This window comes from Azospirillum sp. TSH64, from assembly GCF_003116035.1.
Classification (GTDB): Bacteria; Pseudomonadota; Alphaproteobacteria; order Azospirillales; family Azospirillaceae; genus Azospirillum.
Window position 1 is genome coordinate 2,301,099 of record NZ_LGQW01000015.1, and the last position, 20,851, is coordinate 2,321,949.

A 20,851-nucleotide genomic window follows, 5' to 3' on the forward strand; every position below is an offset into this window, starting at 1 on the left:
AGATGTACCTGTGTCGTGCCAGTAATTATCTGTCTGATGCTAAAAATCCTAGTGCAAATACGCTTTCCTTTTTGCACACTAACCTGATGAAAGCTGGTCAGGATGACTTGGCGCTACAGGTTCTTCTAATGATTTTTGATCAAGCTCAGGAAGAGGTATCAAAGAGAGTTCGGAGGACACGATGATCCCCGCTCCACTCGTAACAAATAAAGGCAATTGTCTGATCCACAGCACCAAAACCGCGCACGTTCAGGAAGATAGGTCCAGGCCCAGCATCATCATCGTATCCAACGATGTATTTCTGGTGCGACTTCCACTGTCCACGAATGTCCTGTCGCTGAATGATCATCTATCACATGGTGATGAACCGTTCAGTCGTCTGTGCCCGCGCGATAGGAGGGGCATGGTATTGGACCCATGTGCAATGCGTCTTGAGCATAGATTTCGACGTGCAGGCATCGAAGCCAATTTTGTTGGCATGACAGAACTGTGGGATATCCCGGAGAAGGATATTGTTCTCAAGACGCTCGTGGCGGACTGGTGTATCCGTGAGTTCAACTCAGAAACTTTGACCCCCTTGCTGGATGGCCTTGGCTCCAACAGGGTTACCATTCGTTTCAGCTATCACAGCATCCGTCGTCTCTGTCCTACAAGCGTTCCGGTCGATGAGTTCCTCAAGAAGGCTGTGGTGGACCTTAGGCTTGATTGGTGCGCCAGAGAGAGTGTACCTGTCCAGTACATCAAGAACTATGAGGGCAATGTCGATGACGTGAATTGCAAATTCTTATCAGGGACGTTCGTCTTCGAAAGCCATGCCGATGCTACAGATTTCGAACTACACTGGGGCTGCGGGTTACAACACGTCGTTTTGGTCGAACCGCAGCACCGCATGTAATCTATTAGAGGAGATTGGGACGAAAGAACCTATTACCACCCAGCATCTTCGAGCATGTCCCGCACTGTCTCGCTCGCGCATGCGACCGTTACCGTCCAGAAATCGGGCAGAGATTTATCCACGTTACTGATAATCGCTTCAGGATGGCTCTCAGCAAGCTTCTGGAACCGCGTCCAAAGGTATGGGTCCATGTTGATGGTAGCGGTATACGGATGTGTTTTCGTTAGCTGACCTGAACAAGATAGGCCGTCAATCTGCTGAATGGTCATAATTTCACCTCACAGTCAGACGCTGTGAATTCAGCGTCAGCCGTATTTATCTCCTCTGCTTTCATGGCAAGACCAACATGCCAGTACCTGTAACCGCCCAAATGGTGATGAGTGCTGGCCCCGCCACCTGATTCGCCGACACCACCATCACCATAAAATCTCTCTTCTCTTGTGAGATGAGGATTGGTGCGGTGTTGGACGCAATCTTTCGGTTGACAGACTGAGAACTCGTGAGACCATGCTTGTTGTGTGCGGTTTTATTGTGAGATCAGCATGGCAGGTCGGCAGGCAAAGGTACTCTCCACAGCCCAGATGAAGGCAGTGCTGGCACACCTGTCCACGACTCGAAACCCAGCCCGTGACGCGGCGATGTTCCTGCTGAGCGTGCGGGCTGGATTGAGAGCCAAGGAGATCGCCGAAGCGACCTGGGGGATGGTTACCAACTCAGACGGCCAAGTTGGGGATTTCCTGCACCTGGAAGATCGCGCCGCAAAGATGGGGTCTGGTCGCACCATCCCTCTCAGCAGGGAGTTGCGTGACGCCCTGGTGCAGCTTCATGCCGAACGCCGTCCGCATCCAGATAGGCACATCATCTATTCGGAACGCGGGCATCGGATGTCGGCGGCATCGGTCACCCGTTGGTTCTTCGACCTCTATCACCGGCTTGGGTTCAACGGGTGCTCTAGCCATTCAGGTCGTCGAACTTTCATCACCAACGCTGCGCGCAAGATTACCCTGGTAGGCGGTTCCCTGCGGGATGTCATGGAACTGGCTGGACACCGATCTCTGGTCGTCACGGCCCGCTACATCGACGGAGATACCGAAGCCAAGCGCAAGGTGGTCAACATCATCTGATGCCAGTGATCATCAGCGTACCGGAAATCAACGGTTTGCCACGGTTTTTCATGGCCGTTCCAACCGCCGTGTAACCAAACGCATCATCGACATGAACCAACTGATCCTGATGACCTTCAGCAGCACCATGGTGGTGCTGCTGGCGGGCTATCGGACGTGCTTCTCGCCCTTCACTTCGTTCAGTGCGGCATCACGTCCGTCAGCCCATTCCTAATCACTGAATGAATGATTCAGATTCACATCCTAGATTTCACGTCACTTTCTCTCCCCCTTGGTCCAGACTCAAAGTCACACGCATGGACGTTTGATTATTCTGAACCAAGGGGAAGAAGATGACATCCTGAGTTTATGTAGTCACTCGATAAGCCACTTGCCATGTCTATAATAGCAGCAGGCGGTTGCCCTGTACCTGCTTAAGCAGCCTTTCTTACTCCCGTTCCACCTGATGGCGAGACTTCGGGGTACTGTAGGCTGGATGTGCATAGCATGCCTTTTTCATCCGCTACACCTTGCATCTCCGGTGAACGTTTGGGAGTCAACGGTTATGGAATTGATAATTCCAAGCTCACGCACTCAGCAATCGAGTAACTGGTGCGTGTGGGTAGTTGTCAAACATGTGAAGACAGAGCCACCCTCATTTTCGTTAAGCCTTCTTGTGGGAACTCAAGTCCCACCGAGCGGTCGCTACTCATCTCACCTGCTGTGGGTTGATGATGTTCGTCTCGTCGGTTGCCCTAACCTCATGGTCGTTTTCTGCTCGCCACGCTTCCACGCGCGAACTCCAACCGTGTGGGGTGGAGGAACCCCTGTACTCTCCTGGGCATTATGAATGAACGCATGCGTTCTCTAAGATTATTTATACCACGAAGGATTATGTCTTGTCGATATTATTCACTGCGCCGATCTCTCCCTGATCAACGCCGCCGCGCCGCCGACACTCCTGTCCTGGTGCGGAAGGAACCCAGCACCAGGAACAGCTTGGCCGACGAACGCGCCCTGTCAACATGACGATGCGTCAGCCGTTGTGTTGGCTGGGTGATGGCCTGCCAGTTCGGGCCGATGAGCACTGCGTTGGCTGGCAACGCCGAATCCGCCCTTGACGCCTATAGCGGGGGATCATCGGCACTCTCCGGAGGATGCTGGCGCTGGAATAGGAGCGGCTGCGGGTCTGATAGCACGCGCGCGCGACCATAGCGGTGCCGGGGGGCGTTTTAAAGCCTCGCGATGGCCCGATCCGTCCGCCCAACCGGCTTGTCTGCCCGCTCCGCTGTTGGCGGCATTAATCTTCACGGGCGAATCTTTGCCAGCCTAAGGGAATCCGCGCCTAACGTTGCGCGGGCGGACTTTCCGTCAATTCCCTGTCAACATAGGGATCCGCACGCCACCGTCCATCCAGACGCGAGGAAAACAGTCAAAGAGTCGCGCCTGGGTGGATTTGATTTGCTTGCAGTTGAATCCGCGCGAGCATTAAGCAACACTTGCACAGCGCATCGGGACCGGCCCCAGCCGGTTTCCGCGAGTTCCGCCGAACAGGCCATCCGAAGGGAGCCCTTCTTGTCCGACCCCGTCGCCGAGCTGGTCCGTGCGCCGTCGCGCTCGTCCGACGAGGCCCGGCTCTACCGCCTGCAATTCCTGGCGTCGATGGCGCTGGTCTCGGCGCTCGTCCTCGGGCTCGGCCTCTATTTCGTCTGGCAGCATTGGGCCGACCTGGAGCACGACCTCCAGCAGAGCGAGGCGCGCTATGTCGAGGAGCAGCACCAGGCCCTGGTGCAGGAGGTGGAGAACGCGCAGTCCTACCTCGCCTACATGCGCTCGCGCGTCGAACCGCTGCTGAAGGAGCAGCTGCGCGCCCAGGTGGACGAGGCCTATTCCATCGCCCGCAGCGTCCATGACCGGGAAAAGGACATCCTGCCCGAAGCGTCGGTGAAGGAATCGATCAAACAGACGCTGCGGCCGCTGCGCTTCTCCGGCGGGCGCGGCTACTACTTCATCAACGACCTGAACGGCGAATCGGTGCTGATGCCGGTCGACCCGGCGCGGGAGGGGACCTCTCCCTTCTCCGCTCCCGATCCGCAAGGGGCCGCGGTGATGCGCGAGCTGATGCGGGCCGTCCAGGATCCCAGCCTGCGCGGCTTCGCCCGCTATCGCTGGCGCATGCCGGACGATCCGGTCCAAACTGGCGACAGATCGGCCGTGGACAAGCTGGCCTTCGTCCGCCGCTTTGAACCCTATGACTGGGTGATCGGCGCCAGCGACGCGCTGGGAGCGGTGGAGGCGCGGTTGCAGCACGAATCGCTGGAGCGTCTGCGCGCCTTCCGCTTCGGGGAAACCGGCTATGTCGGGGTGCTGCGCCAGGACGGGCAGGTGCTGCTGTCGCCCACCGCCCCGGCGTCGGAGGGGATGAACGCCCGCGACCTGCCATGGAAGACCGAGCGCGACCTCGTCACCCGGTTGCTGGAACTCGGACGCCAGGGCGGCGGCGAGCTGCGCTATGACTGGATCCATCCGGTCACCGCCCGGCCGACCCCGAAGATGGCCTATGTCTCGGCCCCCAGCGTCTGGGGCTGGATCCTGGTCGCCGGCTTCTACATCGACGATGTCGGCAAGGAGATGGAGGTCCGCCGGGCGGAAATCAGCCGCGGCGTCAACCAGCGGGTCTGGACCACGGTGGCGGTGCTGGCCGTGGCGCTGGCGGCGTCGGTCGGCGTGTCATGGCTGGTCACCGGCTGGATCCGGCGCATCGTCGGCGGCTATCAGCTGCGGGTCAGGCACAGCGACAGCATGCTGCGCGAACGGGCGCGTCAGCTGTATCTCGCCAACTTCTTCATCGACCATGTGTCGGAGATCGTCGTGCTGGCCGACGCCGGCCTGCGCATCGCCTACATCAATCCCTTCGGCTGCCAGGCCCTGGGCGGAACGCTGGAAGACCTCGTGATGGGGCAGGCCGATCTGCTGAAGCGCTTCGCCGCCGAGGGCGAGGCCGCGGCCAGCCATTACGAGACCGCCTACCGCACCGCCGACGGCCGCACGCTGGAGCTGGAGGTCACCGCCAGCCGCATCACCTACGAAGGCGACGTCTATTACTCGGCCATCGCCCGCGACATCAGCGAGCGCAAGCGGGCGGAGTGGCAGCTGCGCCTGTCGGCCAAGGTGTTCGACAATGCGGCCGAGGGCATGTTCGTCGCCAACGAACACCGGCAGATCGTCGCCGCCAACGACGCCTTCTCCCGCATCACCGGATATGATCGGGACGAGGTGCTGGGCCGGGGCCCCGACTTCCTGCGCTCCGACCGCAATCCCTCCGGCTTCTATGAGGAGCTGTGGGCGCAGCTGCTCGAAAACGGCCATTGGGCCGGCGAGATCTGGAGCACCCGCAAGAACGGCGAGGTGTTCCCGGAGTGGCTGAGCGTCAAGCTGGTCTGCAACGAGGACGGCGCCGTCGCCAACTATATCGCGGCCTTCAGCGACATCACCGCGACCAGGGCGCAGGAGGAGCGCATCCGCCATCTGGCGCAGTTCGATTTCCTGACCGACCTGCCCAACCGCTTCCTGCTGCGCGACCGGCTGGAGCGCGCGATGCTGGCCGCCGGGCGCCACGGCACCAAGGTCGGGCTGCTGTTCGTCGATCTCGACCGCTTCAAGACGATCAACGACAGCCTGGGACATCAGGTCGGCGACGACCTGCTGCGCGAGGTGGCCGGGCGGCTGACCGGCACCGTGCGGGCGGGCGACACCGTCAGCCGCCAGGGCGGCGACGAGTTCATCATCCTGATCGGCGACATGGGCAGCCCCGACGCGGCGGACATCGTCGCGCGCAAGGTCCTGCACACTCTGTCTGAACCCTATCTGATCGACGGGCACGAGTTGCGGGTCACGCCCTCCATCGGCATCGCCATCTACCCCGACGACGGCACCGACATCGACGGGCTGCTGAAAAGCGCCGACATGGCGATGTATGCCGCGAAGGATGCCGGGCGCGCCACCTACCAGTTCTTCACGCCGGAGCTGAACCGCCGCGCGTCGGACCGGATGTGGACCGAAAACAACCTGCGCCGGGCGCTCGCCAACAACGAACTGGAACTGCATTTCCAACCGCAGTTCTCCATGGACGGCCGCCGGCTGATCGGGGCGGAGGCGCTGGTGCGCTGGCGCCAGCCCGACGGCACGCTGATCATGCCCGGCCAGTTCATCCCGGTGGCCGAGGATACCGGCCTGATCCTGCCTCTGGGCGATTGGGTGCTGGGCGAGGCCTGCCGCCGCGCGGCCGAACTGCTGCGCCACCATGACCTGCTGATCGCCATCAACCTGTCGGCGGTGCAGGTGCGCCGTCCGGGACTGGCGGAGCGGGTGGCCGGCTGGCTGTCGGCCTACGGCATCCCGCCCTCGGCGCTGGAGCTGGAGGTGACGGAAAGCGTCCTGATGGACGAGTCCGACGTGGTGTCGGAAACCTTCTCGCGGCTGCGCGAGCTGGGGGTGCCGGTCGCCATCGACGATTTCGGCACCGGCTATTCCTCGCTGGCCTATCTGAAGCGCTTCCGCGTCGACAAGCTGAAGATCGACCGCAGCTTCGTCAGCGGCCTGCGCGCCGGCAACCCGGACAGCGGCGCCATCGCCGAGGCGATCATCGGCATGGCGCGGTCTTTGCGCATGCAGACGCTGGCCGAAGGGGTGGAGACGGAGGAGCAGTATGGCTGCCTCGCCGAGATGGGCTGCGACCAGTGCCAGGGCTATCTGCTGGGCCGCCCGATGCCCTACGAGGATTTCCTGGAGTTCGTCCGCCGCGACGCAGCGGCAGCCGAGCCGCGGGTGGCCGAACCGGTGGGTTAGGCGGTCGATCAGGGCAGGCGTCACCCACCGGGCGTCACCCGTACCGCAGCAGCCGCGTGCCGTTCGCCTTCAGCCAGGCCCGCGGCCAGTCCACGCCGCTGCCGTCCGTCAGGCTGGCGCACAGCGCCCAGAAGCGCGGCGAGTGGTTCATCTCGCGCAGATGGGCCACCTCGTGGCCGACCACGTAATCCAGCACCGGCTCCGGCGTCAGGATCAGCCGCCAGGAGAAGGACAGCCGGCCGGTGGACGAACAGCTGCCCCAGCGGCTTTTGGTGTCGCGGATCGTGACCGCCGCCACGCGGGCGCCGATGACTGCGGCCTTCAGCCGGGCACGGGTCGCCAGCTCGCGCTTGGCCTCCGCGGTCAGGAAATCGCGGATGCGGCGGGCGACATGCTCGGGCTGGCCGCCGACCAGCAGGGCGCCGTCCTCAAGGCGCGTCGGGCCGCGCATGGCAGGGTCGTGGCGGATGACATGCTCGACGCCGAGATAGGGCACGCTGGCGCCGTCGGCGAAGGGCAGGGACGGCGGCATCGCCGCCAGCCGCGCCCGCAGCCAGCCGTCATGCCGGCCGACGAACTGGCGGGCATCGGTTTCCGACACGCCGACCGGCACCACCACCTGGACCAGCCCGCGCCCGGCATCGACCCGCAGGGTCATGCGGGTCGCACGCGCGCTTTCCCGCAGCTCCAGCGGAATCGGCAGGCCGGATATCTCCAGCGCGCGGGGCGGCTGGGGCGGCCGGGCGGCGGATCGCTTGCGGCGACGCACAAGGGCGGGGAGGCGTTGCACCATGCCGTCTTATAGCGCGGCCACTGCCGGCTGCGGAAGCATCCTCCGCCCTTTGTCTGAATGGTGCCGCGGTTCGGTTTCGGCTTAAAGCATTAGGGCTTTTGAACGATCCCGGCCTATGGGATCGACTGAGGTCACATTTGACACGATCGATCGGGGCACAAGATAAAGCAGAGGTAACGCGGTGGTCTGTAGACCTCCCATTTGCCGCCGGTTCACATGTTCGTTTGCCTATGGTTGTTCCGTTCGCCTCGCCCCTTAGCATTGCCGAGTACATGCCATGCCCCTCATCCCTGGAAAGACTCCGACACGTGAGGATTGGCTGGACACACTGCTGTCGGCCAACGCTTCTCCCCAGGCCCTGCTTGGCGAGGACGGGCGCGTGCTGGTGGCAAATCCGGCCTTCGCCATCCTGATCGGCCATGGGCCGGGCAGGGTGGAGGGGCTGTCGCTGGCGGAGGCCGGGCTGCCGGCCGGAACGGCCGAAGCGATCGACGGGCTGCGGCGGCGGGTGATGGCGACCGGCACGCCTGCCTCCGCCACCGGACCACTTCCCGGCTTTCCCGTCACGCCGGCATTGACGCCGGTCACGGGCGCCGATGGCCGTATCCACGCGGTGGCTCTCGTGGCCGACGCCGGGGCGGCCGCCTTGGCGCAAGCAAGGGCGGAGGCGGCGCAGGCCCGCGCCGATGCCGAGCGCGCCCGCACCGCCAAGGGCAAGTTCCTGTCGGCGGCCAGCCACGACCTGCGCCAGCCCTTCCAGGCGATGCACCTGTTCCACCATCTGTTGAGCGGCAGGCTGACCGATCCGGCCTCCATCGAGCTGGCGAACAAGCTGGAGCAGGCGATCCTCGGCGGCGAGGCGCTGCTGCGCGCCCTGCTGGAGGTCTCGGCGCTGGAGGCCGGGCTGGTCACCGCCAAGCCGCAGACCTTCCCGGTCGACGAACTGTTCGCCAAGATGCTGGAGGAGTTCGGCCCGGAGGCGGAGGCGAAGGGGCTACGCCTGAACATCCACCCGTTCGACGCCCACATCACCAGCGACCCGGCGCTGATGGAACGGCTGCTGCGGCCGATCATGGCCAACGCCCTGCGCTACACGCTGAAGGGCGGAGTCCTGCTGGCGGCACGGCGGCGCGGCGAGTTCCTGCGCATCGAGGTTTGGGACACCGGTGTCGGCATCGACCCGTCCAACCATGCCGTGATCTTCGAGGATTTCCACCAGCTCGGCAATCCGGGGCGCGACCGCAAGCAGGGTCTGGGTCTAGGCCTCGCCATCGTGCGGCGGCTGGGGCAGGTGCTGGGGCATCCGGTGACGGTGCGCTCCAGGCTCGGCAAGGGCTCCGTCTTCGCGGTGGAGGTGCCGCTGGCCGGCAATGACGGCGACCGCTCGGGCGACGAGTTCGGCGACAGCGAGCCGGAGCCGGCGGCCGGGCAGTCGTCCTTCGCTGCCGCTCCTGCGGTGACCGGCACGGTGCTGGTGATCGAGGACGACGCGGTGCAGCTTGAGGGGATCGGGTTGTTGCTGCGCGGCTGGGGCTATGCGGTCATCCCCGCCCGCGGCATCGACGAAGCCTGTGCCGGGCTGGGGGGCGGTGCTGCGGCGCCCGACCTCGTGCTGTCCGACCTGCGGCTGTCAGGACCGGAGACCGGCATCGACGCCATCCAGGCGGTCCGTGCCCGCTGCGGCCGGCGGGTGCCGGGCGTCATCGTCACCGGCGACACCGACCCCGACCGGCTGCGCAGCGTCGACCGCAGCGGCTTTCCCCTGGTCCACAAGCCCTGCGATCCGGCCGCCCTGCGCCGCCTGTTGAGCCGCAGCCTGATGGCCGGACGGGCGGGGGCTCCGGCACCCATCCGCCGGACGGATGCCGCCTGCCCGCGTTAGCCGTTCCGCACTTGCGCGTTTTCGCTCTGCAACATTCCATCGCCGCGATTTTCACGTCACAAAACTGTAATGCGACGCCTTGACAGACCCTCGTGTGCGTGCGCAGTGTGACGGTTAGAGCAACCAAACAGTTTCGGAAGCGATCATCACGCTGCCGGTCTTTTTCGCAATCGCACACAGCAACGTTGGCGATTGCCACCAAAACTTCACGAAAGCGTCGCGGGACGGCAACCCGTTGCCCTCATGACAACCGCGAACCATACCGGGATAGGGAGACCCACCGCATGTTGACCCGCCGCAAGCTTGCCCTCCTGACGGGCGCCGCCTCCGCTTCCGCCCTGCTGTTCGCCGCGGCATTGCCGGGCTCGGCGCTCGCGCAGCAGAAGACCGTGGTCGATTTCTGGCACGGCCTGCCGCAGCCGCTGGGCGGCCAGCTTGAGCAGATTGCCAAGGACTTCAACGACAGCCAGCAGGCGGTCCAGGTCAACGCCTCCTACAAGGGCAGCTATCCGGAGACGATGCAGGCGGCCATCGCCGCCTTCCGCGCCGGCAACGCGCCGCACATCGTGCAGATGTTCGAGGTCGGGACCGCCACCATGATGGCCGCCGGTCCGGCGGTGAAGCCGGTCTACCAGCTGATGCAGGAGACGGGCGCGTCCTTCGACGCCGACGCCTACATCCCGGCGGTGAAGGGGTACTACTCGTCCAAGGACGGGAAGATGATGGCGTTGCCGTTCAACAGCTCCAGCACCATCATGTTCTACAACAAGGACGCCTTCCAGAAGGCCGGCCTCGATCCCAACAAGCCGCCGGCGACCTGGCCGGAGATGATCGAGGCGACGAAGAAGCTGAAGGCCTCGGGCTCCACCTGTCCGTTCACCACCGCTTGGCCGGTGTGGGCGCAGTTCGAACAGCTGGGCGCCATCCACAACACGCCCTTCGCCAGCCAGGCCAACGGCTTCGGCGGCCTGAACGCCGAGCTGAAGATCGACGCCCCGCTCTACGTCAAGCATGTCCAGACGCTGATCGACATGCAGAAGGACGGCCTGTTCAAGTATGGCGGCCGCGACAACAAGCCCGACGCCCTGTTCCCGTCGGGCGAATGCGCGATGATCCACGCCTCGTCGGGCCTGCGCAGCCGCATCCTGAAGGAGGCGACCTTCGCCTGGGGTGCCGCTCCGCTGCCCTACTGGCCGGAATTTGCCAAGGACGGCCCGAAGAACAGCATCATCGGCGGCGCCGCCTTCTGGGTGATGACCTCGCCCAAGCGCACGCCGGCCGAATACAAGGCGGTGTCGCAGTTCTTCACCTATCTCGCCCGGCCCGAGGTCGATGCCAAGTGGCACATGGACACCGGCTATGTCCCGGTGACGATGAAGGGCTTCGACCTCGCCAAGGCGCAGGGCTATTACGAGAAGAATCCCGGCGCCGACGTGCCGGCCGCCCAGCTGACCCGGACGCCGACCACCGAGAACAGCATGGGCCTGCGGCTGGGCAACCTGCCGGAAATCCGCAACATCATCCAGGAAGAGCTTGAGAAGGCCTTCCAGGGCCAGCAGGACGCCCGCCAAGCGCTCGACGCCTCGATCAAGCGCGGCAACACCGTGCTGCGCAACTTCGAGCGCGCCAACAAGGGCTGAGATCGCCTGCAACACCATCCCTCTCCCGCCCGGTGGCGGGGGAGGGATGGCGCCGCTTACCATTGACGAAAGACCATCCTTTGCAGCGTCGCGTCACCTTCGACAACCGGCTGTTGCCCTACCTGCTGCTGGCGCCGCAGGTGGCCGTGACGCTGGTGTTCTTCATCTGGCCGGCCGCCAACGCGATCTGGCAGTCGGTGCATCTGCAGGACGCCTTCGGCATCCGCAGCGAATTCGTCTGGTTCGAGAACTTCACCAATGTGCTGGGCGACCCGAACTATCTCGACACGCTGAAGGTCACGGTCGTCTTCAGCCTGGCGGTGACCGTGCTGGCGATGGGGCTGGCGCTGCTGCTGGCGGTGCTGGCCGATTCCAAGATCAAGGGTGCGCGGGCCTACAAGACGCTGCTGATCTGGCCCTATGCGCTGGCCCCGGCCGTCGCGGCGGTGCTGTGGATGTTCATCTTCAACCCCGACATCGGGTCCTTCGGCCGGGCGCTGCGGGCGCTGGGTTATGATTGGGATTACCGGCTGAACGGCGGGCAGGCGCTGACGATGGTGATCATGGCCGCCAGCTGGAAGCAGGTGTCCTACAATTTCATCTTCTTCCTGGCCGGATTGCAGGCGATCCCGCGGTCGGTGATGGAGGCGGCCAGCATCGACGGCGCCGGTCCGGTGCGGCGGTTCTGGACCATCACCTTCCCGCTGCTGTCGCCGACCACCTTCTTCCTGCTGGTGGTCGACATGGTCTATGCCTTCTTCGAAACCTTCGGCACCATCCATGCCCTGACCCAGGGCGGGCCGGGCAAGGCGACGGAAACGCTGATCTTCCGCGTCTATCAGGACGGCGTCGTCAACAACGACCTCGGCGGATCGTCGGCCCAGTCGGTGATCCTGATGGTGATCGTCATCGCGCTGACCGCGGTGCAGTTCCGCTTCGTCGAGCGCAAGGTCCACTACTCATGAAGCCGACCCGTTTCATCGATCTGCTGCCGCACATCGTCCTGATCGTCGGCGTCCTGATCTTCGCCTATCCGATCTATGTGACGCTGATCGGCTCCACCTGGGATTCCGGCACCATCGGCCGCGGCGGCCTGCCGCTGTGGCCGGGCGGGCAGGGGCTGACCAACTACGCCCAGGCCTGGGTGGGCGAGGCCGGCGACCGCGCCATGTACACGCCCGTCCGCACCATGATGCTGAACAGCCTGGTGATGGCGCTGTCCATCGCGCTGGGCAAGATCGCCATCTCAATCCTGTCGGCCTATGCGGTGGCCTTCTTCCGCTTTCCGCTGCGCATGGCCTTCTTCTGGCTGATCTTCATCACGCTGATGCTGCCGGTTGAGGTGCGGATCATCCCGACCTACAAGGTCGTCGCCGATCTGGGCCTGATCAACAGCTATGCCGGGCTCGCAATCCCGCTGATCGCCTCGGCCACCGCGACCCTGCTGTTCCGCCAGTTCTTCCTGACCATTCCGGACGAATTGCTGGAGGCGGCGAAGATCGACGGTGCCGGGCCGGTGCGCTTCTTCATCGACGTGGTGCTGCCGCTGTCGCGCACCAACATCGCCGCACTCTTCGTCATCCTCTTCATCTATGGCTGGAACCAGTATCTCTGGCCGCTCCTGGTCACCAGCAGCGGCGACATGGAAACCATCGTGACCGGCATCACCAAGATGATCGGCACCGGCGAATCGGCCAACGACTGGCACATCATCATGGCGACCACGGTGCTGGCGATGCTTCCGCCGGTGGCGGTGGTGGTGTTCATGCAGCGCTGGTTCGTCAAAGGTCTTGTGGACAGCGAAAAGTAAGCGCGGGCGAAGGGAAAGAAAAACAATGGCAACCGTTGAAATCCGCAACGTCCGCAAGTCCTACGGCCCGGTCGAAGCGATCAAGGGCATCGACATCGCGATCCAGGACGGGGAATTCCTGGTCCTGCTCGGCCCGTCGGGATGCGGCAAGTCCACCCTGCTGCGCATGGTCGCCGGGCTGGAAGGCATCACCGGCGGCGAGATCGCCATCGGCGGGCGCGTGGTCAACCATCTGGACCCCAAGGACCGCGACATCGCGATGGTGTTCCAGAACTACGCGCTCTATCCGCACATGACGGTCTTCGACAACATGGCCTACGGCCTGAAGATCCGCGGCATTCCGAAGGCGGAGATCCGGGCGCGGGTCGACAAGGCGGCGACCATCCTCGAGCTCGGACGCTTCCTCGACCGCCGGCCGAGCCAGCTGTCGGGCGGCCAGCGCCAGCGCGTCGCCATGGGGCGCGCCATCGTGCGCGAACCGGCCGCCTTCCTGTTCGACGAGCCGCTGTCTAACCTCGACGCCAAGCTGCGCACCCAGATGCGGGTGGAGATCAAGCGGCTTCAGGACCGGCTCGGCATCACCAGCCTCTACGTCACCCACGATCAGGTGGAGGCGATGACGCTGGCCGACCGCATCCTGGTGATGAACCATGGTGTCGCCGAACAGATCGGCACGCCGCTGGAGGTCTATCAGCGCCCGGCCAGCCTGTTCGTCGCCGGCTTCATCGGTTCGCCGCCGATGAATGTGCTGGATGGCCGCATCGACGACCGTGGCGAGGCGGTGCTGCTGCCCGGCGGCCAGCGCCTGGCCCTGCCGCAGCCGCGCCCGACCGACGCAGGCCGCCCGGTGAAGCTGGGCATCCGGCCGGAGCACATGGCCGTCGCCGCGGAGGGGCTCTCAGGCGGTTTCTCCATCGAGGTCGAGCTGGTCGAGGCGCTGGGCGCCGACACCGTGGTCTATGGCCGCCTGCCGGACGGCGAGAGCCTGCTGGTCCGCATGGCGGGCATCCCCACCGTGCGCGAGCGCGACCGGCTGACGGTCACCCCGCAGGGCGGCGCCCTGCACCTGTTCGACGCGGTGACCGGCCGGCGGGTGGAGTGACCGGGTGCGGTCGCTCTCCGATCAGAAGTCCGAACAGCGTCCCTTGAACTCCCAGTCGCCGTAGCGGGTCGGCTCCGGCCCCTTCGGGCCGCCGATCTCGCCGGGCTTCTGTTCGGGGCTCTTCGTTTCCGTGGCGTCCGGAGTTGTCTGGTCGGACACCGCCTCGGCGGCGTCCTGCTGCGGCTTGGTCGGTTCGGTCATCATGTCCATCGCGATACTGCGGGTATCTTGAACGCGGGCGCGGCCCGGCCCCATATCTTTGCCATGTCCGGGATCGGAGCGGGTTACCCCGCTTCGGCCCATCCTGAACCGATATGGCGATCATGACCAGCTATCTGAAGACCACCATCCTCCTTGCCGGCCTGACGGCGATCTTCATGGCGGTCGGCTTCCTGCTGGGCGGCAAGACCGGCCTGATCATCGCCTTCGTCATAGCGCTGGGCATGAATTTGTTCAGCTACTGGAATTCGGGCGACATGGTGCTGTCGATGTACGGCGCCCGCGAGGTCGACGCCTATTCCGCCCCCGAATTCCATGGCATCGTCGCCCGGCTGGCGGAACGAGCCGGCCTGCCGATGCCGCGCGTCTACATCATCCAGAACGACCAGCCCAACGCCTTCGCCACCGGCCGCGATCCGGACCATGCGGCGGTCGCCGCGACCACCGGCCTGTTGCAGCGCCTGACGCCGGAGGAGATCGCCGGCGTGATGGCGCATGAGCTAGCCCACGTGAAGAACCGCGACACCCTGATCATGACGATCACCGCGACCATCGCCGGTGCGGTGTCGATGCTCGCCAACTTCGGCCTGTTCTTCGGCGGCTCCAGCAACGACGAGCGCGGCGGCAACCCGCTGGGCATGGTGGGCGCGATCCTGGCCGCGATCCTCGCGCCCATCGCCGCGACGCTGGTGCAGATGGCGATCAGCCGCACCCGCGAGTTCGAGGCCGACCGCATCGGCGCGGAGATCTGCGGCCGCCCCAACTGGCTGGCCGATGCCCTGACCAACATCCACAACAGCGCCAACCACATCCCCAATTATCAGGCGGAGGCGCATCCGGCGACCGCCCACCTGTTCATCGCCAATCCGCTCAGCGGCGCCAGCATGGCCAGCCTGTTCTCCACCCACCCCGACATGGGCGAGCGGGTGGCGCGGCTGCGCGCGATGGCCGCCCAGACTGGCGGCTTTACCGGCGGGTTCGGTGGGGGTGGCCGTGCGGCTCCGCCGCGTGACGGGCGCTCGCCCTGGGGCGCGCCGCCGCAAAGCAGCCAAGGCGGCTTCATGCCGCAGAACCGCCGCGGCCCCTGGGGCTGATCTCTCAGGCGGGCCTCTGGTAAAGCATTGCGCGCCGAAGGGGTAGGCGACTACCCTTCCGGCACGCGCTCAACCATGATGGTCGCCAGGGGATTTCTTGCATGTCCGACGCCGCGAAGTACCGCCTTGTCACCCGGTCCGATTTCGACGGGCTCGTCTGCGCCGTCCTGCTGAAGGAGCTGGGCATCCTCGACGAGATCAAGTTCGTCCATCCCAAGGACATGCAGGACGGCAAGATCGAGATCACCGACCGCGACATCACCACCAACCTGCCTTATGTCGACGGCGCCCATCTGGTGTTCGACCATCACCTGTCGGAAACCATGCGCGTCGGCGAGAAGCCCAACCACATCATCGACCCCAAGGCGCCGTCGGCCGCCCGTGTCGTCTATGATTATTACGGCGGGAAGGAGCGCTTCCCCACCATCTCCGACGAGATGATGGAAGCGGTCGATCAGGCCGACTCGGCGCAGTACCAGCGCGAGGACATCCTGAACCCGACCGGCTGGACCCTGCTGAACTTCATCATGGACGCGCGCACCGGCCTCGGCCGCTTCCGCGAGTTCCGGGTGTCGAACTACCAGCTGATGATGGATCTGATCGACTACTGCCGCAGCCACTCCATCGAGCAGATCCTGGATCTGCCCGACGTGAAGGAGCGGGTGGAGCTTTACACCCAGCATGCCGAGCTGTTCGTCGATCAGCTGAAGCGCTGCGCCACCGTGCGCGGCAACGTCGTCGTGCTCGACCTCCGCAAGGAGGAGACGATCTATGCCGGCAACCGCTTCATGATCTATGCGCTGTTCCCCGACACCAACGTGTCGATCCATGTCCTGTGGGGCCTGAAGCAGCAGAACACCGTGCTGGCCTGCGGCAAGTCGATCCTGGACCGCAGTTCCAAGACCGACATCGGCCCGCTGATGCTGGAGTATGGCGGCGGCGGCCATCAGGCGGCCGGCACCTGCCAGGTCGACAACGACCGGGCGGAAGAGGTACTGGAGGCGGTGGTCGCCCGCATGCGCGCGGACGGCTGAGCGTCACCGACCGGGTTTTGTGCGATTGAGCGCCTTTCTTCCTTTCTCCGACGACACTCTGTTCGATGCCCGCTGGCTGTCCGCCCTGTCCGACGAGGTGCCGAGGGCGGAGGCGCTCGACCGCGCCCGGCCGGTTGTCGCCGATGCCATCGCCCGCACCGGTGCGGCAGGGGCGGCGGCGCTGGCCGGCATCGAGGCGCTGGTGGCGGCAGCGGCGCTCGACGCCATCCCGGCCTTGCTGGCGGCGGAGACGGTGGAGTTGCCGGATGCCGCCGCGGCGAGCGAGCGCTCGATTCATGAGCTGATGAGCCGGGTCGCCTACAAGCGCCGCGAGCTGATGCCACTGTTCCCCGAGCTGATCGAGCGGGTGGCCGCCGTCCATGCCGCCGCGATCCGGGCCTGTGGCACTGCCCGCTGGCGGTTGATGGCGGCGCGGGCGCGGATGCAGCCCGGCCGTCCGTCCAGCCCGATCCAGGGCGCCGGCACCCGCTATGTGAAGAGCGACCGCTTCGACGCCCGCGCCGCCGAGAGCCTTCCCGGCATCGACCGCACCCGCGCCGACCGCATCCTGAAGCGGCTGGGCGAGACGCCGGTTCCGGACGAGCTGGAGCTTCGCCCGCTGGACGGCGGCGGCGATCTCTGGACCATCAAGGCCGGTGGGGTCAGCCGCTTCATCCTGCGGGTCGAGCGCGACCGGCGGGGGCCGTTCTACATGGTGGAGGATGTCGGGCCGCAAGCCGCCTGACGCGTTTCCTTACGACGGCTGCCGCGACCGCATCTGTTCGCGATAGAAGATGTAGACGCCGCTGCCGACGATGACGGCGGTGCCGAGGATCGTCGACAGGCGCAGCTCCTCGCCGAACAGCATCAGCGAATAGACCGCCGCCCACACCAGCGTGGTGTAGCCGAAGGGCGCCACGGTGGCGGCCGGGGCGGCGCTGTAGGCGCGGATCAGGCAGAAATGGCTGATGCCGCCCAGCGTCCCCAGCAGGATCATCAGCGCCGCCCCCGTCAGGTCGGGCGTCACCCAGTTGAAGGGCAGGGCCAGCGTACAGGCGACCGTCCCGGCCATGCCGGTGTAGAAGATGGTGGTCGTCGGCGAATCCGCGCCCCGCAGCTTGCGGGTGGCGATCTGGTACAGCGCGTTGCTGAAGGCCGCAGCCAGCGGCAGGGCCAGCGCCCATTGGAAGGTGCCGCCCACCGGCCCGACGATGATCAGGGCGCCGGCCATCCCGACCAGCACGCCAACCCAGCGCCGCCAGCCGACCTTCTCGCCCAGCAATGGCACCGACAGCGCCGTGATCAGGACCGGCACGGCGGCAGCGATTGCCTGCACCTCGGCGAAGGGGATGCTGCGCAGGGCCAGAACGGCGAACAGCGTGGTCGCCAGCAGCAGGCAGGAGCGGACGAGTTGCAGCGGCAGCCGGTGCGACACCATCAGATGCGGGCTGCGCCATGCGACGACCGTACCCACCAGCAGCATGTGCACGGCGAAGCGCGCCCACGCGACCTCCACCACCGGATAGCTTTTGGTCAGGACCCGGATGGTGGCGTCCTGGGTGACGAACAGCAGGGTCGTCAGCATCATCCAGAAAATACCGGCCCGGCCCGACCGCCGTTCCGCCAGGGCACGCTCGGCCAAAATTGCTTCCGCCTGCGCGCCCTCCGCCGCAGCCGGCGCACTCTCTCCCGTACTCATCGCCCCCGCTTTCCCTGCCTCGTCATACTAGTATATGGACAGGGCGCGGGCGGTGGCCTGACAAGGGCGGGACATTGCCGTGTCCGGGGCGCAGGGCTGGAGCGCGAGGTTGCGGCAACTCAGATGCCGGCGACGCCCCACAGCAGCAGCGCCACCAGCCCGACCAACAGCAGGGAGGCGACGGCGGACAGAGCGAGCGCCCGTCCGATGTCGGCGGGGGTGACGCGGGCGCGGCCGTCGCCGATCCAGTTCTCGGTGATGACAACGCCGCCATCGCGGTGCGGGCCGCCCAGCGCCAGCCCCAACGCGCCGGCCATCGCGGCGATGGGCCAGCCCATGTTCAGCGACGGGTGCTTGCGCGCGTCACGGCCGAGAGCGCGCAGAGCGCTTCCGGCCTTGGCGGTGCCGATGAAGGGGGCGGCCAGCGCCAGCAGCAGCCCGGCCAGACGGGCGGGCAGGGCGTTCAGCGCGTCGTCCAGCGTCGCGGCGGTCGATCCGAAGCGGCCATGGCGGACGCCGGGGCTGCCGAGCGCGGCGTCGGCGCCGTCCATCGCGGTCCAGACGAACAGGCCCGGCACGCCGAGCAGGGCATAGCCGAAGACCGGCGCCACCAGCTTGCGGTCGAAGGCGCGGGCGGCGGCCTCCACCGCCGCGCGGGCGATGCCATGCTCGTCCAGCCCATAGACATGGCGGCGGGTCAACGACTGGATCGCCTCCTGCCCGGCAACGACTCCGCCGCTTTCCAGCGCACGCCGCACCGCCCGGACGCGGGTCCAGGCTGCCCGGCCGCGCAGGCCGCAGAGCAGGGCCAGCAGTTCCACCATCCAGCCGCGGCCGATGGAGCCGATCCATTCCACCAGCAGCCCGGCGACGGCGGCGATCAGCACCAGCGCCAGCACCACCAGCGCCCCGCGGAACACCTGCGCCGACTTGCCCCGTTCTGCCCGGTTCAGCCGGGCATCGGCGGCGTTGCAGAAGCGCCGCGCCAGACCCGCCGGGTCGGGCAGGATGCGATCCAGCCAGTCGCCGAACAGCGCGTCGATCCCCAGCGCCAGCAGCAGGAGCAGCAGCGGGCCGGGACCGCCGAAGGCCGAACCGAACATGGAGTCTCCGGGGCAGAGGATCAGCGGGCGTGGGGCAGGGGGATCAGCGGGCGCCGGCCTGGCGCAGCAAGGTTCCTACGCGGGGGTTGCGGCTTTCCTGCGCCCAGTTCAGCGCGGTCCGTCCGGTGAAGTCGGAACGGTCGACCTTGGCCCCGGCCTTCAGCAGCTTGTCCACCACGTCGGCCCGGCCGTTGCGGGCGGCGACCATCAGCGGGGTCATGCCCTCGCGGTTCTCCATGTCGACCTTGGCGCCCTTCTTCAGCAGCAGGTCGATCAGTTCCGGATTGCCGTTCTCGGCCGCGGCCAGCAGCGGGGTGATGCCTGCCTTGTCGGCGCGGTTCACGTTGGCACCGCTGTCCAGCAGCAGGGCGGCGATGGCCGGGCTGGAGCGGTCGACGGCAGCCAGCAGGGCGGTCTTGCCATGGATGTCCGCCTGGTTGGGGTTCTCGCCCCGCAACAGGGCGCCCTTCGTCTTGGTGACGTCGCCGTCATTGACCGCCTGCATCAGACCGGTGTCCTGGAACAGGCTGATCTGGGCGAGGGCAGGGGCGGCGGAGCCGGCGGTCAGGCCGGCCACAAGCAGAGGGGCGAACAGGGTGGCGATCAGGAGCCGCTTCATGGCGGGTATCCTTCCTTGACAGCATGGGTGCCGGATACTAGCCAGAACACCGGTGCTTTTGCCAGATCGGCCTTCATCGCCAGCCCCTCCGCCGGCGGGTCCGCATCGACAGGTTGAACCCATGGTCCGCAATCCGCTCGCCCGCCACATCGCGCTGTTCCTGCTGGTGAAGGCCGTGCTGATCGGGCTGGGCCTGTGGTGGTTCCTGGGGACCATGCCGGAGCCGCGCGGCGCGGTGCCTCCGCCAGCTGCATCGCGGCCCTGATCGAAGTCCGCATCGCGACCCTGAACGGAACCTTGCCTCCGCTTTCCGGTTGGATTCGGATTGTTCGGACTTCCTGTCAAGCGAAGGGGTGGAGGCATGATCGAGAGCCGCGACCAGAACCCGACCACGATCGATTCCAGTGCCTGGACGGGAGACAGCGGAACCGCCGGCACCGATGCCGGCAGCACCGATGCGACGGTGCGCGAGGCCGTGGCGGTCTTCGACAGCCGCGATGCCCTGCAGAACGCCATCGACGACCTGACGCTCGCCGGCTTCCAGCGACATGAGCTGAGCCTGCTGGCCAATGACGAGACGATCCGCGAGCGGCTGGGCGATGTGCCGGGCGACGTCGGCAGCCTCGCCCACGATCCCGACGCGCCGCGGCAGGCCTACATCTCGCCGGAGGATGTCGGCAGCGGCAAGGGGGCCGCGGTCGGCTTCCCCGCCTATGTCGGCGCCATCATCGCCACCGGTGCCGTGCTCGCCACCGGCGGCACCGCACTGGCCGCCGCAGCCGCTGCCGCAGCGGCGGGTGTCGGCAGCGGGGCGGCGGGGTCTTTCCTGTCGCAATGGATCACCGACAAGCGCAACGAGCCGATGCTGCAACACCTCGACAAGGGCGGCATCCTGCTGTGGGTCAATGTCGGCGATGCCGCGCGCGAACGCATCGCGCTGGAGATCCTGAACCGCCATACCACCCGGCCGGCCGAGGTTCACGACGTGCGGCAGACCGGATCGATGTGAC

The 20,851-nt window shown here is 65.8% G+C and carries 18 protein-coding genes; 13 read left to right on the plus strand and 5 right to left on the minus strand.

The features are described from left to right. Window positions 1–181 precede the first annotated feature (181 nt). From TSH64_RS35325 to TSH64_RS36605, 3 genes are all read left to right on the plus strand, one after another. Window positions 182–895, plus strand: coding sequence for a hypothetical protein (locus TSH64_RS35325; protein WP_146208021.1), 714 nt, complete (start codon window positions 182–184; stop codon window positions 893–895). Window positions 896–1,437: 542 nt separating this feature from the next. Further along, window positions 1,438–2,019 (plus strand): site-specific integrase, encoded by a 582-nt coding sequence (locus tag TSH64_RS11990; RefSeq protein WP_109095393.1) that lies wholly within the window; start codon window positions 1,438–1,440, stop codon window positions 2,017–2,019. 1,554 nt (window positions 2,020–3,573) lie between these two features. After that, window positions 3,574–6,846, plus strand: coding sequence for an EAL domain-containing protein (locus TSH64_RS36605; protein WP_109096924.1), 3,273 nt, complete (start codon window positions 3,574–3,576; stop codon window positions 6,844–6,846). A gap of 34 nt (window positions 6,847–6,880) precedes the next feature. Here the strand turns inward: TSH64_RS36605 and TSH64_RS12000 are convergent, their stop codons facing one another. Next, on the minus strand, window positions 6,881–7,639 hold the full coding sequence (locus TSH64_RS12000) for a SprT family zinc-dependent metalloprotease (protein WP_109096925.1): 759 nt from the start codon (window positions 7,637–7,639) through the stop codon (window positions 6,881–6,883). Window positions 7,640–7,916: 277 nt separating this feature from the next. On the opposite strand from TSH64_RS12000, the gene TSH64_RS12005 reads away from it, so the two are divergent. The 5 genes from TSH64_RS12005 to TSH64_RS12025 all read left to right on the plus strand — a co-directional run bounded on the left by TSH64_RS12005 (window position 7,917) and on the right by TSH64_RS12025 (window position 14,073). Beyond that, on the plus strand, window positions 7,917–9,521 hold the full coding sequence (locus tag TSH64_RS12005) for an ATP-binding protein (RefSeq protein ID WP_109096926.1): 1,605 nt from the start codon (window positions 7,917–7,919) through the stop codon (window positions 9,519–9,521). A 284-nt stretch (window positions 9,522–9,805) separates the two neighbouring features. Further along, complete coding sequence (gene ugpB, locus TSH64_RS12010; protein ID WP_109096927.1) at window positions 9,806–11,161, plus strand: sn-glycerol-3-phosphate ABC transporter substrate-binding protein UgpB; 1,356 nt, start codon at window positions 9,806–9,808, stop codon at window positions 11,159–11,161. An 80-nt stretch (window positions 11,162–11,241) separates the two neighbouring features. Then, on the plus strand, window positions 11,242–12,126 hold the full coding sequence (gene ugpA / locus TSH64_RS12015) for a sn-glycerol-3-phosphate ABC transporter permease UgpA (protein ID WP_109096928.1): 885 nt from the start codon (window positions 11,242–11,244) through the stop codon (window positions 12,124–12,126). Next, window positions 12,123–12,971: a sn-glycerol-3-phosphate ABC transporter permease UgpE gene (gene ugpE, locus TSH64_RS12020; RefSeq protein ID WP_109096929.1), complete on the plus strand. Its 849-nt coding sequence runs from the start codon at window positions 12,123–12,125 to the stop codon at window positions 12,969–12,971. The genes ugpA and ugpE overlap by 4 nt, the downstream gene beginning before the upstream one ends. A 25-nt stretch (window positions 12,972–12,996) precedes the next feature. Further along, window positions 12,997–14,073 (plus strand): sn-glycerol-3-phosphate import ATP-binding protein UgpC, encoded by a 1,077-nt coding sequence (locus TSH64_RS12025; RefSeq protein WP_109096930.1) that lies wholly within the window; start codon window positions 12,997–12,999, stop codon window positions 14,071–14,073. Between the two features lie 21 nt (window positions 14,074–14,094). Here TSH64_RS12025 and TSH64_RS12030 read toward each other — a convergent pair whose 3' ends face one another. Beyond that, window positions 14,095–14,283, minus strand: coding sequence for a succinate dehydrogenase assembly factor 4 (locus TSH64_RS12030; protein WP_109096931.1), 189 nt, complete (start codon window positions 14,281–14,283; stop codon window positions 14,095–14,097). 104 nt (window positions 14,284–14,387) lie between these two features. On the opposite strand from TSH64_RS12030, the gene htpX reads away from it, so the two are divergent. From htpX to TSH64_RS12045, 3 genes are all read left to right on the plus strand, one after another. Then, window positions 14,388–15,386: a zinc metalloprotease HtpX gene (gene htpX / locus TSH64_RS12035; RefSeq protein ID WP_109445302.1), complete on the plus strand. Its 999-nt coding sequence runs from the start codon at window positions 14,388–14,390 to the stop codon at window positions 15,384–15,386. A 101-nt stretch (window positions 15,387–15,487) separates the two neighbouring features. Continuing rightward, window positions 15,488–16,420: an exopolyphosphatase gene (locus TSH64_RS12040; protein ID WP_109445303.1), complete on the plus strand. Its 933-nt coding sequence runs from the start codon at window positions 15,488–15,490 to the stop codon at window positions 16,418–16,420. Window positions 16,421–16,439: 19 nt separating this feature from the next. Continuing rightward, window positions 16,440–17,165: a hypothetical protein gene (locus tag TSH64_RS12045; RefSeq protein WP_247872899.1), complete on the plus strand. Its 726-nt coding sequence runs from the start codon at window positions 16,440–16,442 to the stop codon at window positions 17,163–17,165. A 9-nt stretch (window positions 17,166–17,174) separates the two neighbouring features. On the opposite strand, the gene TSH64_RS12050 is transcribed toward TSH64_RS12045, so the two are convergent. The 3 genes from TSH64_RS12050 to TSH64_RS12060 form a co-directional block, all read right to left on the minus strand. Continuing rightward, window positions 17,175–18,119: a DMT family transporter gene (locus TSH64_RS12050; RefSeq protein WP_109445305.1), complete on the minus strand. Its 945-nt coding sequence runs from the start codon at window positions 18,117–18,119 to the stop codon at window positions 17,175–17,177. A 119-nt stretch (window positions 18,120–18,238) separates the two neighbouring features. Next, entirely contained in the window at window positions 18,239–19,222 is a 984-nt protein-coding gene (locus tag TSH64_RS12055) for a CobD/CbiB family cobalamin biosynthesis protein (RefSeq protein WP_109445306.1), read from the minus strand. 43 nt (window positions 19,223–19,265) lie between these two features. Further along, window positions 19,266–19,841: an ankyrin repeat domain-containing protein gene (locus TSH64_RS12060; protein WP_109445307.1), complete on the minus strand. Its 576-nt coding sequence runs from the start codon at window positions 19,839–19,841 to the stop codon at window positions 19,266–19,268. 121 nt (window positions 19,842–19,962) lie between these two features. On the opposite strand from TSH64_RS12060, the gene TSH64_RS35835 reads away from it, so the two are divergent. Both TSH64_RS35835 and TSH64_RS12065 read left to right on the plus strand, forming a co-directional pair. Next, a complete protein-coding gene (locus TSH64_RS35835) occupies window positions 19,963–20,106 on the plus strand; it encodes a hypothetical protein (protein ID WP_199237544.1) in 144 nt (47 codons plus the stop codon). A 96-nt stretch (window positions 20,107–20,202) separates the two neighbouring features. Further along, on the plus strand, window positions 20,203–20,850 hold the full coding sequence (locus TSH64_RS12065) for a hypothetical protein (RefSeq protein WP_109445308.1): 648 nt from the start codon (window positions 20,203–20,205) through the stop codon (window positions 20,848–20,850). Window position 20,851 lies beyond the last annotated feature (1 nt).

Bases quoted from the DNA above. Each gene is read 5' to 3' on its own strand.
- TSH64_RS35325 (WP_146208021.1), top strand. From the start codon at position 182: ATGATCCCCGCTCCACTCGTAACAAATAAAGGCAATTGTCTGATCCAC.
- TSH64_RS11990 (WP_109095393.1), top strand. From the start codon at position 1,438: ATGGCAGGTCGGCAGGCAAAGGTACTCTCCACAGCCCAGATGAAGGCA.
- TSH64_RS12000 (WP_109096925.1), bottom strand. From the start codon at position 7,639: ATGGTGCAACGCCTCCCCGCCCTTGTGCGTCGCCGCAAGCGATCCGCC.
- TSH64_RS12005 (WP_109096926.1), top strand. From the start codon at position 7,917: ATGCCCCTCATCCCTGGAAAGACTCCGACACGTGAGGATTGGCTGGAC.
- ugpB (WP_109096927.1), top strand. From the start codon at position 9,806: ATGTTGACCCGCCGCAAGCTTGCCCTCCTGACGGGCGCCGCCTCCGCT.
- ugpE (WP_109096929.1), top strand. From the start codon at position 12,123: ATGAAGCCGACCCGTTTCATCGATCTGCTGCCGCACATCGTCCTGATC.
- TSH64_RS12025 (WP_109096930.1), top strand. From the start codon at position 12,997: ATGGCAACCGTTGAAATCCGCAACGTCCGCAAGTCCTACGGCCCGGTC.
- TSH64_RS12030 (WP_109096931.1), bottom strand. From the start codon at position 14,283: ATGGACATGATGACCGAACCGACCAAGCCGCAGCAGGACGCCGCCGAG.
- htpX (WP_109445302.1), top strand. From the start codon at position 14,388: ATGGCGATCATGACCAGCTATCTGAAGACCACCATCCTCCTTGCCGGC.
- TSH64_RS12040 (WP_109445303.1), top strand. From the start codon at position 15,488: ATGTCCGACGCCGCGAAGTACCGCCTTGTCACCCGGTCCGATTTCGAC.
- TSH64_RS12050 (WP_109445305.1), bottom strand. From the start codon at position 18,119: ATGAGTACGGGAGAGAGTGCGCCGGCTGCGGCGGAGGGCGCGCAGGCG.
- TSH64_RS12055 (WP_109445306.1), bottom strand. From the start codon at position 19,222: ATGTTCGGTTCGGCCTTCGGCGGTCCCGGCCCGCTGCTGCTCCTGCTG.
- TSH64_RS12060 (WP_109445307.1), bottom strand. From the start codon at position 19,841: ATGAAGCGGCTCCTGATCGCCACCCTGTTCGCCCCTCTGCTTGTGGCC.
- TSH64_RS35835 (WP_199237544.1), top strand. From the start codon at position 19,963: ATGGTCCGCAATCCGCTCGCCCGCCACATCGCGCTGTTCCTGCTGGTG.
- TSH64_RS12065 (WP_109445308.1), top strand. From the start codon at position 20,203: ATGATCGAGAGCCGCGACCAGAACCCGACCACGATCGATTCCAGTGCC.